15 protein-coding genes and 3 pseudogenes are annotated in these 14,165 nt (G+C 68.0%); 8 read left to right on the forward strand and 10 right to left on the reverse strand.

What is annotated here, in order from left to right:
- Positions 1–358: 358 nt before the first annotated feature.
- A complete protein-coding gene (locus H293_RS56395; protein WP_078612904.1) occupies positions 359–496 on the forward strand; it encodes an SDR family oxidoreductase in 138 nt (45 codons plus the stop codon).
- An 8-nt stretch (positions 497–504) separates the two neighbouring features.
- Here the strand turns inward: H293_RS56395 and H293_RS0145755 are convergent, their stop codons facing one another.
- A complete protein-coding gene (locus H293_RS0145755) occupies positions 505–1,650 on the reverse strand; it encodes a helix-turn-helix transcriptional regulator (protein WP_259294719.1) in 1,146 nt (381 codons plus the stop codon).
- Between the two features lie 760 nt (positions 1,651–2,410).
- Between H293_RS0145755 and H293_RS56400 the strand changes: the two are divergent.
- A pseudogene (locus H293_RS56400) lies at positions 2,411–2,858 on the forward strand (IS701 family transposase); the annotation flags it as partial.
- 468 nt (positions 2,859–3,326) lie between these two features.
- On the opposite strand, the gene H293_RS0145770 reads toward H293_RS56400, so the two are convergent.
- The gene (locus H293_RS0145770; protein ID WP_028808794.1) at positions 3,327–4,007 is read right to left on the reverse strand and encodes an SDR family NAD(P)-dependent oxidoreductase; all 681 of its coding nucleotides are present in this window, start codon (positions 4,005–4,007) and stop codon (positions 3,327–3,329) included.
- Positions 4,008–4,257: 250 nt separating this feature from the next.
- Positions 4,258–4,851 (reverse strand): annotated as a pseudogene (locus H293_RS56405) (IS5 family transposase); the annotation flags it as partial.
- 336 nt (positions 4,852–5,187) lie between these two features.
- On the opposite strand from H293_RS56405, the gene H293_RS59555 reads away from it, so the two are divergent.
- Together H293_RS59555 and H293_RS59560 are read left to right on the forward strand one after the other, a co-directional pair.
- Positions 5,188–5,715 carry an SDR family NAD(P)-dependent oxidoreductase gene (locus H293_RS59555; RefSeq protein WP_199790277.1) on the forward strand — a complete coding sequence of 176 codons (528 nt, stop codon included), beginning with the start codon at positions 5,188–5,190 and terminating at the stop codon, positions 5,713–5,715.
- Between the two features lie 96 nt (positions 5,716–5,811).
- Positions 5,812–6,006 (forward strand): hypothetical protein, encoded by a 195-nt coding sequence (locus tag H293_RS59560; protein WP_199790278.1) that lies wholly within the window; start codon positions 5,812–5,814, stop codon positions 6,004–6,006.
- Positions 6,007–6,083: 77 nt separating this feature from the next.
- On the opposite strand, the gene H293_RS58825 is transcribed toward H293_RS59560, so the two are convergent.
- Positions 6,084–6,242, reverse strand: a complete 159-nt coding sequence (locus H293_RS58825; RefSeq protein ID WP_020124468.1) for a hypothetical protein — start codon at positions 6,240–6,242, stop codon at positions 6,084–6,086.
- A gap of 167 nt (positions 6,243–6,409) precedes the next feature.
- On the opposite strand from H293_RS58825, the gene H293_RS58830 reads away from it, so the two are divergent.
- A complete protein-coding gene (locus H293_RS58830) occupies positions 6,410–6,760 on the forward strand; it encodes a hypothetical protein (protein WP_020124469.1) in 351 nt (116 codons plus the stop codon).
- A 32-nt stretch (positions 6,761–6,792) separates the two neighbouring features.
- On the opposite strand, the gene H293_RS0145790 is transcribed toward H293_RS58830, so the two are convergent.
- Together H293_RS0145790 and H293_RS0145795 are read right to left on the reverse strand one after the other, a co-directional pair.
- Positions 6,793–7,161, reverse strand: a complete 369-nt coding sequence (locus H293_RS0145790) for a VOC family protein (protein WP_020124470.1) — start codon at positions 7,159–7,161, stop codon at positions 6,793–6,795.
- Between the two features lie 32 nt (positions 7,162–7,193).
- Entirely contained in the window at positions 7,194–7,967 is a 774-nt protein-coding gene (locus H293_RS0145795) for an oxidoreductase (protein ID WP_020124471.1), read from the reverse strand.
- An 80-nt stretch (positions 7,968–8,047) separates the two neighbouring features.
- Here H293_RS0145795 and H293_RS0145800 point away from each other — a divergent pair, with 80 nt between their 5' ends.
- Positions 8,048–8,626 carry a TetR/AcrR family transcriptional regulator gene (locus H293_RS0145800; protein ID WP_020124472.1) on the forward strand — a complete coding sequence of 193 codons (579 nt, stop codon included), beginning with the start codon at positions 8,048–8,050 and terminating at the stop codon, positions 8,624–8,626.
- 64 nt (positions 8,627–8,690) lie between these two features.
- On the opposite strand, the pseudogene H293_RS61865 reads toward H293_RS0145800, so the two are convergent.
- The 4 genes and pseudogenes from H293_RS61865 to H293_RS0145820 form a co-directional block, all read right to left on the reverse strand.
- Positions 8,691–8,935 (reverse strand): annotated as a pseudogene (locus H293_RS61865) (transposase); the annotation flags it as partial.
- A 37-nt stretch (positions 8,936–8,972) separates the two neighbouring features.
- On the reverse strand, positions 8,973–10,244 hold the full coding sequence (locus H293_RS0145805; protein ID WP_020124473.1) for an MFS transporter: 1,272 nt from the start codon (positions 10,242–10,244) through the stop codon (positions 8,973–8,975).
- Positions 10,245–10,309: 65 nt separating this feature from the next.
- Positions 10,310–11,431: an ArsR/SmtB family transcription factor gene (locus tag H293_RS0145810; protein WP_020124474.1), complete on the reverse strand. Its 1,122-nt coding sequence runs from the start codon at positions 11,429–11,431 to the stop codon at positions 10,310–10,312.
- Positions 11,432–11,719: 288 nt separating this feature from the next.
- On the reverse strand, positions 11,720–12,148 hold the full coding sequence (locus H293_RS0145820; RefSeq protein WP_020124476.1) for an organic hydroperoxide resistance protein: 429 nt from the start codon (positions 12,146–12,148) through the stop codon (positions 11,720–11,722).
- A gap of 374 nt (positions 12,149–12,522) precedes the next feature.
- Between H293_RS0145820 and H293_RS0145825 the strand changes: the two genes are divergently transcribed.
- Positions 12,523–13,083 (forward strand): hypothetical protein, encoded by a 561-nt coding sequence (locus H293_RS0145825; protein WP_020124477.1) that lies wholly within the window; start codon positions 12,523–12,525, stop codon positions 13,081–13,083.
- A 409-nt stretch (positions 13,084–13,492) separates the two neighbouring features.
- Positions 13,493–14,119, forward strand: a complete 627-nt coding sequence (locus H293_RS61870; protein WP_078612906.1) for a class I SAM-dependent methyltransferase — start codon at positions 13,493–13,495, stop codon at positions 14,117–14,119.
- The last annotated feature ends 46 nt before the right edge of the window (positions 14,120–14,165 follow it).

Raw genomic sequence — 14,165 nt, forward strand, 5'->3', positions numbered from 1 at the left:
AAACGCCGCTGTGATGTGGTGGCCAGGACACCGACACGGTCACGCGGCCAGGCGTTGGGAGACCTGCGCGGTGACCACACAGGTCGGCCATGTGATCGTGTCCATCGGAATCGCATCTATGAGACGCAGTCCGCGTTCAGGGCCCGATCCTCCAGGTCACTCGGCCAGGACGGGTCACCACGCCGGTGAATCCGGTCGCCCCCGGGCTTCTGAGGACGAACGCCGTGACGTGATCCGCCATCTCGCTACTCCTCTCGTCTCGTAGGGGTACCCAGCGAACCTTGAGGGCGGTCCAGCGGTCGATAGACACCGGTTGAAACCGCTGAGGCCGCATCTCGTCATCTGTCGCAGCGCGTTCATGCTTCAGGCGGTTATCCCGATGCACCGGTACGCCGAGGCCGACGAGGTCGCCGGTGTGGTGGCGTTCCTGGCCGGGCCGGACGCCGCGTACATCACCGGCAGCACACTTCGTGTCGACGGCGGCGCCCTCGCCTGAGGCCTGGCTCAGGACTCACCACGGCGGTCGCCGCGGGTCTCGCGGGGCGTGACGCCGAACTCGCGGCGGTAGGCGGTGGCGAACGACGCGTGGCTGGCGAACCCGGACGCGTGCGCGATCTGCGCGATCGACCGGTTGTCCCAGGTTGAACTGGCCAACCGGGTCCGGGCCAGCCGCAGCCGCTCCGCGCGGATCAGGTCGCGGGAGGTGGTGCCGGCGGCCTGTAGCACGTCTTGCAGATATCGCGGCGACCAACCCAGGACCCGGGCGATGCCGGTGATGGAGAGGTCGGGGTCGGCAGCGTGACGGCGGACGTACTGCCTCACCTGCGCCTCGACCTCTCTTCGCTGGGCGGCCGGCGCCGAGTCGCTGGCGCCTTCGGCGAGCAGGCAGAGCAGGCAGAGCAGGTCAAGCAGTTGGTCGCATGCGATATTGAAGGTTGCCTCGGAAAAGTGTTCCCGCTCCTGTTGGAGGGTGAGCACCGTCTGCCGGATCAGCCGGCCGAGCCCGGCGGTACCGTCGAAGGCTTGCGGATCCCGGGCGGCGGGATTACGGCGGTAGATCGCCTCACCAGGGACGATCAGCGCGACCGACTGGAATTCCTCGTCGTGGGTGAAGGTCAACGGGCGGTCCACGTCGCACAGCGCGAGAGTGCCCGGCCGGATCTCGCCCGCGGCCGCGGCCTGCTCCACCTGGGCGCTCCCGGCGGTCGGCACCAGTAGCTCGAACGCTCCGCGCGGGTCTGTCCGGATGTGCCGCTGCTCCCGCACGAACTCCTCGCGGACGTTACTGCAGAGCGCGATGCCGTACGACCGTGACCGCTGCCACTCCAGCCGACCCGCCCACGGGCCGGCATCCGTAAGGGTGACCCGGCTCTCGCCGTGCAAGTCGATGAACGCTTCCCGCCAGGCTCTGGGCGTCGGGATCAGACCACGCTCGTTCCAGCGATACATCCCTGTACGGTATCCAACCGCGATGATGCGGATCCCGTCGTAGCCGTTTCGCGGGTTCAGTGGGCCGGAGCGATGTTGTGCACATGGACGATCGTAGTCGCGCAGGAATTGTAGGTTTTGAGCCAGGACAGCAGTGTTCGACGCGGGCGCGGATTTCGCGGTGCCCGGCGTTGTAGTCCTGTTCGGCCCGGTGCTCCTCACCCGTGCGGCATCGGCCCCGATCCGTCAGGACTGAAAAGTGCCCTCCGCCTGAACCGGCAGAACGCTAAGCCCAGTTCATCGTCCCAGGCAGGGATGCCCTTTCGCTTTGTTGGGTCAAGGCTGTCTGCGGCCATCGTCGGGTTGGTTCCGGCGCGGCGCTGCTGTTGGCCACTTCCTGAGAGGCATTGAGAGTAGAACGTTCGGTATTGAAAAGGTGTCGCGCGTGCGGCAGAATGCTCACTCGAGGGCGAACGTTCTACAGGCCCTCGGCACACCTCCGGGCGGGTTGGCCAGGAACGCGACTCCGGCCCCTACTCCACGGGCCTGGACCGGCGTTTTTACTCCCCTGCCGCCGGCCAGGCCCGTGGTCCTTCGGTAGGACCCCGTACCTCCCCGGGTCCAAGCCGCCGACTGCTGGGCGGTTGAGACCGCGTGTGGAGTGTGTCGGCAACCGGTTGCGCTTCTGTGTGCTCACCCGCCCTCGCATCCGGTGCTGACGCCAATGACTGGGCGCCGAAGTGCAGCCCTCAGCCGGCCCGCAGCAGAAGGGGCGCCCGGCCGGGCTGGCGTAGACCCTGCTTCCGGTCTGATTTTGCCGACGGTCGTCCTAGCCCGGCCGCAGCCGCGTGGCGCCCGCTTCGGTTGCCGTGCGATCGGCGGTGGCTTGTACTGCAACGGTGTCTACGTGACTGCTGGCCAGGTCGTCGTTGGTGTGGTCATGGGTGGGGACCTTGCTGATGTGCGTATGTGAGCGCGTGAACTGGAGCCGGTGCATGGGCGGTTCGTGCACCGGTTCAGCCGCTCGGAGCCGCGGGAGTCGGTGCTTCCCTGTATGCGGGGGCTGATTGCCCCGCTCCAGCGCAAGAGCGGCCGGACGCTGGCCGAGGAGGCGGGCCATTGCGGGCCGGACCGTATCCAGCGGATGCTGAACCGGATCGAGTGGGACGCCGACGAAGTCCTGGACGACGTACGCCGCTACGTGGTCGACCATCTCGGTGACCGCGAGGCCGTGCTCATCGTCGACGACACCGGCTTTTTGAGGAAGGGCACCCGCTCAGCAGGAGTGCAGCGCCAGTATTCGGGCACCGCTGGCCGCACGGAGGACTCCCAGATCGGGGGTGTTCCTCGCCTGCGCCACCGATCGCGGACGCACCCTGATCGACCGACGGCTGTATCTGCCCACGTTGTGGACGGACGACCGGGAACGCCGGCCGCCTACGGCTTCAGCATCCGCCGACGCCAACCCCAAGCCCGCACCAGCCGGAAACCGCCCAGCACGAAGAACGGACACCGTTGCAGTACTAAGGACACGTCGCGTCATCATCTGCTGAGCCCGTGAGTACCTCCGCATCGCTCCCGCCATGTTGCCCGGAACGGGCCGCGCTTCCGCCCTGCTGGTGTATGTCCAGGAGAACGCCGGCCCGCCAACTGCGGCCGGGACCGGAACGCGCGGCGCCGACCTCCAGGAGAGCGAGGCGGCAGTGTCAATCCGCGCTATCGCCGGGGAAACCGGCCGTTGCGGTCCACGCCATCGCCTGCTGCACGCAGCTGGGGTCTACGACCACCATGACGCACGGACGTTCATGCCAGGTAGTGGCGGCAGGCCGAAGCCGGACTCACCGCAGCAGGCTTCACCGTCCTGACACCGCGCCGCGAAGCGTGCCTCGTGGCCTTGTTCACCACGGCACCACTCCGTCTGGCCCCAGGAACTGTCCGGTCGGGCCTTTTGGGCCGAGTAGAGCTGCCCTGGCGATCGTCGCCGCCGCGACGGCGGGTGGCTGGCCGAAGCCGCCCATCATGTCGGTGCCGGTCAGGCCGGGGTCCACGCAGTTGACGCGCACGGTCGGATTGGCTTTCGCGTACTGCACCGTGAACATGTTCAGCGCCGCCTTGGATGCCCGGTACAGATCCTGGGGGTAGGCGGTGAACTCATCGTTGACATCGGCGGACTTGGACAGCGAGCCGATGCTGCTGGTCACGTTGATCACCGTGGCGGAGTCCGACCGGGAGAGGGCGGGCAGGAAGGCGTTCGTCACCCGAACGGGACCAAAGACATTGGTGTCGAAGATCGCCTGGACATGCTGCCTGGTTGCATCGGCCAGCGCGGGGTTCGGTTCGAGTATTCCGGCGTTGTTGATCAGGACATCGAGTTCACCCACGGTGTGCGTGGCGGCCTCGATCGAAGCGTCGTCAGTGACATCGAGGTGGACGAAGTGGGCGCCGGTCTCTTGGGCGGCCTTCTTGCCACGTTCCGGGTCGCGGGCCGCCAACCAGACGGTGTGCCCCGCAACGGCAAGTATGCGTACTGTCTCGTAACCTATGCCCCGGCTCGCGCCTGTGACCAGAATGATTGCCATGGCACGTCACGCTAACAGCAGGCGTGTTGCATGAAAGCGGCCGAGGCGTCGTCAACTACGCGGTCAGTACCGGCTTTTTCCGCGACACGCACGTCGACCTGTAGGTGTCATCTCAGCAGGAAGGTACCGGCTCTTCTCCCACATCACCATGAACTGGCGCGGCAAGCCCCTGACCAGCCACTAAGAGCTCACGCCGATAGGCGTGTGCTCATGGGCGGCGATTCGGGCGGTTGTCCCAGCGGTGGGTCGTTCAAGCCAGGCGGAGCAGGCTACGGATGGTGATGATCGTGTCCGCGAGGTCGAAGAAGGCGTCGATGATCGTGGCTCGGCGTTCGTAGCAGCGGGCGAGCCGGTGGAAGGCGTTCTGCCAGGCGTGGGTGCGCTCGACGTGCCACCGCTGGCTGGCCTGGATCGGCGCCTTCTCGCCCCTGTGCGTGATGCGGCAGAGCAGGCGGCGGGCAGCGAGTTCGGTTCGGGTCTGTCCGAGTCGTAGCCGGCGTCTAGGCGCACGGTGATGTCGTCGGGCAGTTGCCCCAGGTCTTCCAGGCGGTCCAGGGTCGGAACGAGCAGAGGGGAGTCGTGGCGGGTTGGCTCCGGCCAGGACCCTGCCGAGCGGTATGCCGTAGCCATCCGTCATGCCCGAACGTTTCATGCCTTGTTTGCCGCGATCGACAGGCGAGCGCCCGGCGACTTCCCCGCCGCCGGGGGCTTTGGTGATGGAGCCGTCGACGGCGATCTGGTCAAGCAGCAGCCCGACGAACCGGTCGTAGGACTCGAGCGCGATCTGTTTCAGGCGAACGAAGGCGCCGAGCTGGATCCACTTGTCGCGGCGGTTGTGGATGGAGAGGGTCGGTCAGCCATGATGGCAGGACGGGCACAAATCTCCCCAGTGATCGCGAAGCGTCTCAATTCCGTGATCACCGAAGCCCGTGCCCGGCCAGTCCCCGAGAGCTTCCCACGGCGCCTGTCTGTGCCGGCTGCGAGGGGCCAGACGAATCCCCACGTCGCATCGGTGAAACCGCCAACTATGCTGTGCGCGGACGTGCCTCTGTCCGGAGTTCGTCCGCCCCTGCCCGCAACAGGCGTGTGGGACAGGCGAGTTCGGGGCTAGTCGAACAGATCACGTGGCACATGCTGCTCCGTGGCGCCGGTACAGCATCCGGTTCGAAGGGAACCTGTCTTGCCGAAGACCGTTGTCATCACTGGTGCGAGCGATGGAACCGGCGCCGCTGCGGCGCGCCGACTGGTAGATGGTGGACACCATGTGGTCGTCGTGGGCCGGTCCGCGGCCAAGACCAAGGCCGTCGCGGATGAGCTCGGCGTGCACTGTTTCGTCGCCGACTTCGCCCACTTGCACCAGGTGCACACCTTGGCGGCACAGCTCGCCGATCACTGCCCGCGCATCGACGTACTGGTCAACAACGCCGGGGCGATCCTCGGGGACCGCCATGTCACAGCAGACGGCTTTGAGGAGACGTTCCAGGTCAACTATCTCGCTCCGTTCCTGCTGACCAACCTGCTGCTGGACACCCTGCTGGCTTCCCAGGCCCTCGTCCTGCAGACATCAAGCAACGCCGCACGGCTGTCAGCACGCGTCGACCTGGACGACCTCGACAACGCGCGGAACTACTCACCCGTACGCGCCTACGGAAACGCCAAGCTGGAACTCGTCCTCTTCACCCGGGAACTGCACGACCGGTACCACTAGCAGGGCCTGTCCGCGGTGGCCTTCCATCCCGGCGGTGTCTCGTCGAACTTCGCCAGGACCAGCCGAAGCCCCGTGGGCTCACTGTTCCGGACACCTGTGCCTCGCCTGTTTTTCCAGTCCCCGCAGAAGGCGGCACGGCAACTGTTGCGGTTCGTCACCCCGACACCCGGGGACAGCATCGTGTCCGGTGCGTACTACGAGAACGGCAAACCGCGCACGATCAAGACGCCTCCCATCGGACCGCAGTTGTGGGAGGCCACCACAACGTTGCTCGACCTCAACAAGGGGTAGCGAGCCGCATATCTGGCGCGGAGGGCAACAGACATGCCCGGGACGGCGCCATTCAGGGTCGGATGGGACAGCGGCGGCTACAGCTTCCAGACGAGAGTCGCGCAGCATGCGAGGGGAACGGTCATCTGGCAAAGGTCGCCGGTCTCGCAGCAGACCTGGGTGCCGCCGTCGGCGGCGTCCAGCCGTGCGATGCCGTAGACCAGGGTGAGGAAGCTGGGCGATACGGCGACCGCCACGGGCGGCGGCGCAGCTGTGCCTTATAGCCTCGGAGGCGGCGAAGTTGCGTCGCGGTGCCGCGGCCGACGCCGTAGGCGGCGCGTAGACCGGGGTTGAGACCGGGACGTCCAACGAGGCTTTGTGCAGAGCCCGGATCCCGGAGACAGCGTTCGGAGAACGCGCCGTCGTGGATGCGCAGCGCGACCTGGTTGCGGTGGAGGACGTCGAGCACGTCGAGCACGTCGAGGATGTGGCCGGCGCCGCGTACGAGGCGGAACATCTCGGAGATGCGGACACTGTCATCCGGCCGCGTGTAGTCGAGGAGCGCGCGGAACTTCGGCTGCTGGAGTGGGTGGAAACCCGCTTGCAGACCAGGTTCGCCACCGAGGGGCCCCTTCCGTACGGAGGACCGGCCCCTCTGTCGTCAAATCCCTGTCAGCAGTCACCATCGGATCTGATGGGACCCGCGCCGCCGCGGACCCCCGGATTGCACGGGCTCATTGGATGCGCCGGTTGCCTGTCGGCAAACGTGTTTTGACGACCGGAGCGGCTCGGTGGACGGCGACCGGCTCAGGTCGAACGCAGGCAGAAGGGGTGTCCGGCCGGGCTGGCGTAGACGCGGCTGCCGGTGCTGGTTTCCGGGGTGATCTCGTCGGTGGGCCGCAGTCGGGTGGCGCCGGCGTCGGTGGCCGTGCGGTCGGCGGTTGCGAGGTCGTCGACGCCGAAGTCGAGGTGCATCTGCTGGGAAGTGCCGTCCGGCCAGTTCGGGGCGGTGTGTCCGGGGGCGGACTGGACGACGATCACCGGGAGGCCGGGGGCCTGAACGAAGTGGTGGGTCGGGGTGGGGGTGAGGGAGCCGCCGAGCAGCCGGTGCCAGAAGGAGCTCTCCTTCTCGGTGTCGGCGGCGTCGATGATCACGGAGGTCAGGGTGATGGGCATGGAGGTGTCCTGTTCGTGCTGTCGGTGGTTGCTCAGACGGTCGGGATGATGCCGCCGTCGACGCGGAACTGTGCTCCGGTGAGCCATTTCGCGCGGCCGGAGGCGAGGAAGGCGATCATCTCGGCGACATCTTCGGGATCTCCGGGGCGGCCCATGGGGACCTTCAGGTGGTCCACGAGCTGCTGCGCGACTTCGTCTGGGGTCACGCCCTGGGCTTCGGCCATGTGCCGGAGGTGGGCGCTGGCGCCTTCGGTGACGACGAAGCCGGGAAGGACGCAGACCACGCGCACCCCGTGCTCGCCGACCTCGGTGGCCAGTTCGCGGCTGTAGGTGTTGAGCGCGGCCTTGGCGGCGGCGTAGGAAGCCTCGGCGCGCTGGGGAAGTTGGCTCGCGATCGAGGAGACATGCACGACGACGCCGGAGCCCCGCTCGACCATTCCCGGCACCAGGGCCCGGTCCAGACGTACGGCGCTGAGGAGGTTCATCTCCAGGTCCGCCTGCCAGGACTCGTCCGACCGGCTCAGGGTCGGCGCCGGGGCGCTCGCCGCACCGGCGTTGTTCACGAGCACGTCCACGCCGCCCACCTGCTCGACGACCCGGCGGCCGAGCTCGGCCGCGCCCTGCTGCGTCGAAAGGTCCGCCGGCACGAAGGTGGCGCCCCCGTCCTCCTTGGGTCGGCTGCGGGAGGCCGTCAACACGGTGGCGCCTGCGGCGACGAAGCGACGCACGGTCGCCGCCCCCAAGCCCCGGCTACCACCGGTGACCAGCACTCGCAGCCCGCCCAGGCCCTCGTCGGTGTTTGGCATGGGGAATCCCCTCAGTAAGATGAACCTGACTCCGGAAACGGTACACCTAAACGGAGCCGGACTCACCTTATGGAGGTTCCTTGCCGTCATCACGCCCGCTACGCGCCGACGCGCGACGCAACCGCGAGGCACTGCTGTCCGCGGCCCGCCAGGCGTTCCTCGGCGGCGACACGGACGCGCACGTGGAGGACATCGCCCGCAGCGCCGGCGTCGCCGTGGGCACGCTCTACCGCCACTTCGAGACCCGCGAAGCGCTGATCGAGGAGGTCTACCGCAAAGAGGTCGACGACCTGTGCGCCACGCCCGGCGTCCTGCTGGACCAATACGCCCCGGAGGAGGCGCTGCGGCGCTTCCTCCTGCTGCTGGTGGACCACGCGGCGGTGGGCAGGGGGATGTCCAGTGTGCTGGAAAGCATCATGGCGACGGACTCACCGGTCTTCGACGACGCGCGCACCCGTATGGCCAACGCCCTCTCCTTGCTGCTCGAAGCCGGCAGTGCGGCCGGCACCGTCCGCGACGACGTCACAGGCTCCACCCTGTTGCGCGCACTGGGTGGTATCTGCGGAATGCGTGCCACGGAAGGCTGGTTGGTCGAGGCCAGGCAGATCACCGCCCTCCTCTTCGACGGCCTGCGGTACGGCGCCCCGCAGTCACCCTGAGTCAGGGAGCGCGCCGTGCGCCACCGACGGGTCCTGCCCGTGACTCCTGACCGCTCCCGTCCTCGCCGTCGGCCGACCAAAGCCGATGGCGCTCGTAGACCGTCTTCCACGCCCGAACCGCTCTGGTAGATCGCGCCAGTGCACCCCGGTCCGCACCCGATGCAAGATCGCGTCGATCACCTGCCGGCGATCACGCCACCGCCCCCAGCGACCTTTGCTGACCGGCAGGAACGGCCGGAGCCGCTCCCGCTCCGCGTCCGACAGAGCACCGCGTTCTGCCCGCCCCCGGCCGTCAGAGGCGCGAGGCACTGTCCACGTCCTCAGCGTCCTGAGCTGATCCGCGCAGTCACTCCGGTTTGACCGTGATCACCGCTGTCTCTTCTGGCGCCGCGACGCGTTCCGTGCCGTCGGCCGTGAGGAAGGGCTCCTGACCGGGCTGCCGTGCGCCGACGCGGGCGAGGGTGAGCGTGGCGGTCACGGTCAGGACGACCACGGCGGCTCCCGAGAGCAGGAAGGCGTTCTCGACTCCGGCGAGGGTGATGGCGGTCGAGGCCACGAAGGGGGAGATGGACAGGGCTCCTGCCACGCCGGCCTCCCACAGGCCGAGCGCCTTCGCCAGGTGATGGCTCGGTATGCGCTGCTGTACCAGTGCGATCAAGGGAATGTCCGTGAGGGCGGAGGCCAGTCCCGTTGCGGTCAGGAGAAGCGCCGCCACGGCAGGGGAGGTGACCGTGCCCAGGGGAGCCCGGAAGATCCCGAGCAGGGCCCACGCCAGCACGGCGGCCACGGCGAGTCTGCGGATACGCAGGCCGGCCAGGAGCAGGGCGCCGACCACTTCGGCGACCCCGGCGACGCCGAGCAGCAGGCCGTACTGGCCGCCCTGTCCCACGACCGCGACAAGCCCGACGGTCAGGAAACCGCTGGTCAGGGTGAGGGCGAGCACGAAGGTCACGATGACCACGAGTACGTCGGGAGCGGCCCGCACGGCCCTGAGCCCGGCGCCGAGATCGGACCACAGCCCCGTCTGACCGCCGGTCGGGGCGGAGCGGGTGACGCGGATGGCGGCCACGGCGGCCGCCGAGCCCAGGAAGGTGAGTCCATTCACCACCAGCACCGACTGCAGCGAGCCGAAGGCCAGCAGCGGCGCGAGCATGAGCGGGCCGACGAAGAAGGCGGCCCGGAAGGCGACTTGCAGCAGTCCGTTGGCCTGCTGCAGGCGGTCCACCTCCGGCACGATCTGCGTGACGATGGCGTTGCGCGCCGGGGCGAACGGGGCGCCGATCAGCGCCAGCAGCGCCGTGGTCGCCACGAGCAGGGGCAGGTTCAGCAGGCCGAGGGAGAGCAGGACCGAGGCCACGGCCACCACGGCGACCCGGGCCAGGTCGGTGGCGATCATCAGCTTCCGGCGGTCACGGCGGTCGGCGTACGAGGCGACGACGAAGGTGGCCACAAACGCGGGCGCGAACGCGGAGACGCTCACCAGGGCGACGGCCGTGGGGTCCTTCGTCAGCGACCAGGCCAGCCAGGCGGTCGCGGCGGTGTACAAACCGTCGCCGAAGCGGGAGATGCCCTGACCGGCGAAGAGAAGCAGGAAGTTGCGGTCCCTCAGCAGTGACATGCGGCCACTGTCGGATCCCGCCGCGGGTCTGATCCACTTATTAGGCAGATGGCTAATCAGTCGTTCTACGTCACCTCGCCGTCGCCGTCGCCGTGCAGGAAGCTCTCCAGGCTGGGGGTCAGGCCCGCCACCTGTCCGGGCGCAAGCCGATACAGGACGTAATAGCCCTCGCGACGGCGCTCCAGCAGGCCCGCGTCCGCCAGCACTCGCAGGTGCTTGGACAGGGCGGCCTCGCTGACACCGACGAGCGGCGCCAACTCCTGTGTGCTGCGAGGGCGTTCGGCGAGCAGTCGCAGGGCGCGCAGCCGGGTGTCGTCGGCGAGCGCGCGCAGCGTGCCGACGAGTTTGGCCGGCGGAATCCTCGGGCGGGCTTCCCGGACGATCGAGGAGACGGGGAAGACGAGCCCGAGGGGCCACGGGCCGTCGCAGTTGACGCGTACGTGCGGCCACACATAGGCACTGGGGGCGAGCACGAGTGTGTCGTCCGGTCCGATGGCTACCTCATGGTCGTGCGGCCGCTCCAGCCAGAAGCGTTCGGCGCGCGGATCGCTGCGCACCTCCGGCCACAGGCCGCGGAGCATCCCGTACAGGCCGCGCTGCTCGATCTGGTGTCCGGCCTCGCTGACGCCGGCAGCGAGTTCGGGCTCAAGCCGTGCCCATTCCTCCTCGAACGCCTCCCGCCAGTAGCGCTCCAGCATGCTCAGGAACCGCTCCAGCAGCGCGCTGGGGTCGTCCAGGAGCATCGCGGCCATCGTCGCGTCGTCACTTTCCCGTGCAAGGCGCTCCCGCACCAGACGGCGTACCTCCGGTTCGTCCAGCACGTGTGGATCCCTGCCCTCGCCGCCGCCCGGCCAGGGCGTGAGCAGAGGGACGGCGAACTCCAGGCGGACCAGCCCAGGATCCGCCCGGCGCAAGCCGGCCAGTTCGCCTTCGAAGTCCGTCAGTCCGCCGGTCGCCTGCGGAAAGAGAGACTCGGGGAAGTACGAGCGCACCGCATAAGAGAACGCCTCGATCTCCCGCTTCAACGCCGGGGACAGCTTGCGCATCGCACGCACCCAGCCGTGCTGCACGGGGTGGTGCTTGGGTTCCACCAGCACATGGAGACTCAGTACGGCCTCCATCGCCGGCGAATAGGCGAACCCCACCCGCTCCGCACCACCGGCCGGGACCCGGAACACGATCGTCATGACCCGTCATCCTTGCCGAACGGCGTCCACGACGGAAACCGCGCCGCGCCGCCGACGCTGTCCGCACCGCTGACCTGCGCGCCGATCGGCCATGCGGCGAGTGGGAAGCGCCGCATGGACGTCCGGCAGCTCGAGTACTTCCGCATCCTCGATCACCTGTCGGTGATCAGGCGACTGCCCGCAGCGACCGGAGAACGAGCAAATCAAGCGATGGTGGGATGGGAAACGCGGCCGGGTTCCCGGCGTACTGTCTGACGCCGTGAAGAGGCAGATCCGTGCGATTACGGGTCAGGCAACCGTGACGTCGAGGTCGACAGGGACGTTGCCGCGTGTCGCGTTGGAGTAGGGGCACATCGCGTGAGCTGCTTCGGACAGCTTGTCTGCCACTGCCTGCTCGACGCCGGCCAGGTCGATGTGCAGGGTGGCACTCAGGCCGAAGCCGCCTTCCGGAGTCTTCTCGACGCTCACCTCGGCGATGACGGTCGAGGAGGCCAGTTCGACTTTCTGCTGGGCGGCCACAGCCTTGAGGGCGGAGTGGAAGCAGGCGGACCACCCGGCGGCGAAGAGCTGCTCGGGGTTGGTGGCGCCGCCAGGGCCGCCCATCTCCTTCGGGATCGCCAGGGTGAGGTCGAGGAGGCCGTCGTCGGTCTGAACCCGGCCTCCGGCTCGGCCCTCGCTGGTGGAGGTGGCAACGCCCGCGTACACGATGTCCGTCATCTTCTGTCCCTAATGCGATCGTGAGTGTATTCGTTCGCCTGCCCTACGGAGAATCCACGCTCATGGGGAGCGGGCAGGAGGCCGATGTCAATGGGGTACCTGGCAGAGGCCCCGAGTGAGGCAGAACGTTCGGTATTATGCAGTGTCCCGATCGGCGTGCTACCTGTCAAGACCGATCGTTCTATCTACTAGATAGCGTGCCGGGTAGAACGTTCTGTATTGACGTGAGGCTGTCATCTTGGCATGCTGCCGTGACGGACCGGTCGTTCCACCGATCGAAATCCCCATATGGTCTCGGTCGCACAGTCGTCTATCCATCGGCGTTCGAGTGCACGGTCACTGGTCCTCCCTTCCCGACCATCGAAAGGAACACAGTGAGCACCCTCGCTGCCCCGTCCGGCATCTCTGAGACCGCGTCCGCTCTGCGCAGGCTCTACTTCGTCCGGTTCGCCTTCGCCATCGTCTGGGCCGGCGTGATGCTCACGATGGCCTCGAAGATCACCCCGGTCGGAGCCGTACTTCTGGTGCTGTACCCGCTGTTCGACGTCGGCGCCGCCATCTACGACGCCAAGGTCTCGCGCACCACGGGATCGCCCACATTGCTGTACGTGAACGTCGCCGTCAGCCTCGCCACTGCCATCGGTCTCGGCATCGCCTGCGCGTCCGGCATTCCGGCTGTGCTGCGTGTATGGGGCGCCTGGGCCGTCGTGGCCGGCCTCGTGCAGCTGATCGTCGCCGTTCCCCGACGCTCGATGGGCGGCCAGTGGCCGATGATCCTCAGCGGCGGCATCTCGGTGCTGGCGGGCGCGTCGTTCATCGCGTCGGCCGGTGCGGACGACCCCAAGCTGAGCAACGCGGTCGGCTACGCCATCCCGGGCGCCATCTTCTTCCTCATCTCGGCCCTGCGTCTCGGCCGCGCGGCGAAGACGGACTGACCTCCAGGCCTTCGTACGATGTTCCTTTGACGAAGCCGAAGCGTGCCAGATGAAGGAAACGTCGCCGACCTCGCAGATGCCCGCCCCGTGCCCACGCCGGACAACCCGTGCGTGGGCACGCCATTTCGGCCTCGGCGCGGTGGCAGGTGCGGCGTGAAAGCAGAGCCAAGGCGACAGGTGTCGGCACGCCTTGACGCGGTCACGGAGGTCGGCTCGTGCCGGGACCGCGCGGCGTGCCTGTGAACCGGCGTTGATCAGGTGTGGTTTGGGGCGGCGTCTGCTCCTACATTGATGCGCACGCGCAGCCAGGGGCGGTGCACAGGCCGCATTCTCGGTGTTGTCCGATGCAGTCGGTCACGCCGGGGACGGCTGTAGGTGCTCGGCGGTAGGACGATCCCGAGCCGGCTGGATGCTGATCCCCTGCCGGCCGACGGCGTCCCACGCGCGAGGAGCATGCCGTGCGACAGTCCGCTGCTCGACTGGCTGGTGCATCATCGGGGTCGACGACGCACCGACGCTGCTTGAACTGGCCCGTCGTCGAGTGCCTGCCGAACGGTCGGAGTTCCATGTCGCAGGCATGGAGAAACTAGACGTGCCAGACGCCGGCAACGACGCTGCTGTGTCGCGCATGGGCGCACTGCTCGTGGGCGATCCGGTGGCGACCGCCCACGAGATGGCGCGAGTGCTGAAGCCGGGGGGTCGGTTCAGTGTTGCGGCATGGACCGAGGCGGAGGTTAACCCCAATACCAGTGACTTAAGGAATCGGGTCCCAGCTTCTTGGGACTTTGGTCGGTGGGTTGATTGGGGCTGTGCGCCAGTGCGGGGCGATGGCCACGGCCTCGGCAGGGCTCCGGTCGGGCTGGGGAGGGCGCCGGTGTTCGTCGCGTTTGACGCCGAAATTGGACATCTTGCGTTTGATGACACGGGGGTTGAAGCGCCTACGGCGCAGGGGCAGCAGGTGGCGGGCTATCTCCCGCAGGCCCTCGACGAGGGAGGCGGCCAGGTGGTCAGGGGGAAAAGGCCGCCTGCGCGGTGACCTGTCGGCGTGCGAGGCGGATGCTGCGGGTGAAAGAGAGCCGGTC

The organism is Streptomyces canus 299MFChir4.1, from assembly GCF_000383615.1.
Lineage (GTDB): Bacteria > Actinomycetota > Actinomycetes > Streptomycetales > Streptomycetaceae > Streptomyces > Streptomyces canus_C.

Excerpts from the sequence above, each read along its gene's own strand:
- H293_RS61870 (WP_078612906.1), top strand. The coding sequence starts at position 13,493 with ATGCTGATCCCCTGCCGGCCGACGGCGTCCCACGCGCGAGGAGCATGC.
- H293_RS56395 (WP_078612904.1), top strand. The coding sequence starts at position 359 with ATGCTTCAGGCGGTTATCCCGATGCACCGGTACGCCGAGGCCGACGAG.
- H293_RS0145770 (WP_028808794.1), bottom strand. The coding sequence starts at position 4,007 with ATGGCAATCATTCTGGTCACAGGCGCGAGCCGGGGCATAGGTTACGAG.
- H293_RS0145790 (WP_020124470.1), bottom strand. The coding sequence starts at position 7,161 with ATGCCCATCACCCTGACCTCCGTGATCATCGACGCCGCCGACACCGAG.
- H293_RS0145795 (WP_020124471.1), bottom strand. The coding sequence starts at position 7,967 with ATGCCAAACACCGACGAGGGCCTGGGCGGGCTGCGAGTGCTGGTCACC.
- H293_RS0145810 (WP_020124474.1), bottom strand. The coding sequence starts at position 11,431 with ATGACGATCGTGTTCCGGGTCCCGGCCGGTGGTGCGGAGCGGGTGGGG.
- H293_RS0145805 (WP_020124473.1), bottom strand. The coding sequence starts at position 10,244 with ATGTCACTGCTGAGGGACCGCAACTTCCTGCTTCTCTTCGCCGGTCAG.
- H293_RS0145820 (WP_020124476.1), bottom strand. The coding sequence starts at position 12,148 with ATGACGGACATCGTGTACGCGGGCGTTGCCACCTCCACCAGCGAGGGC.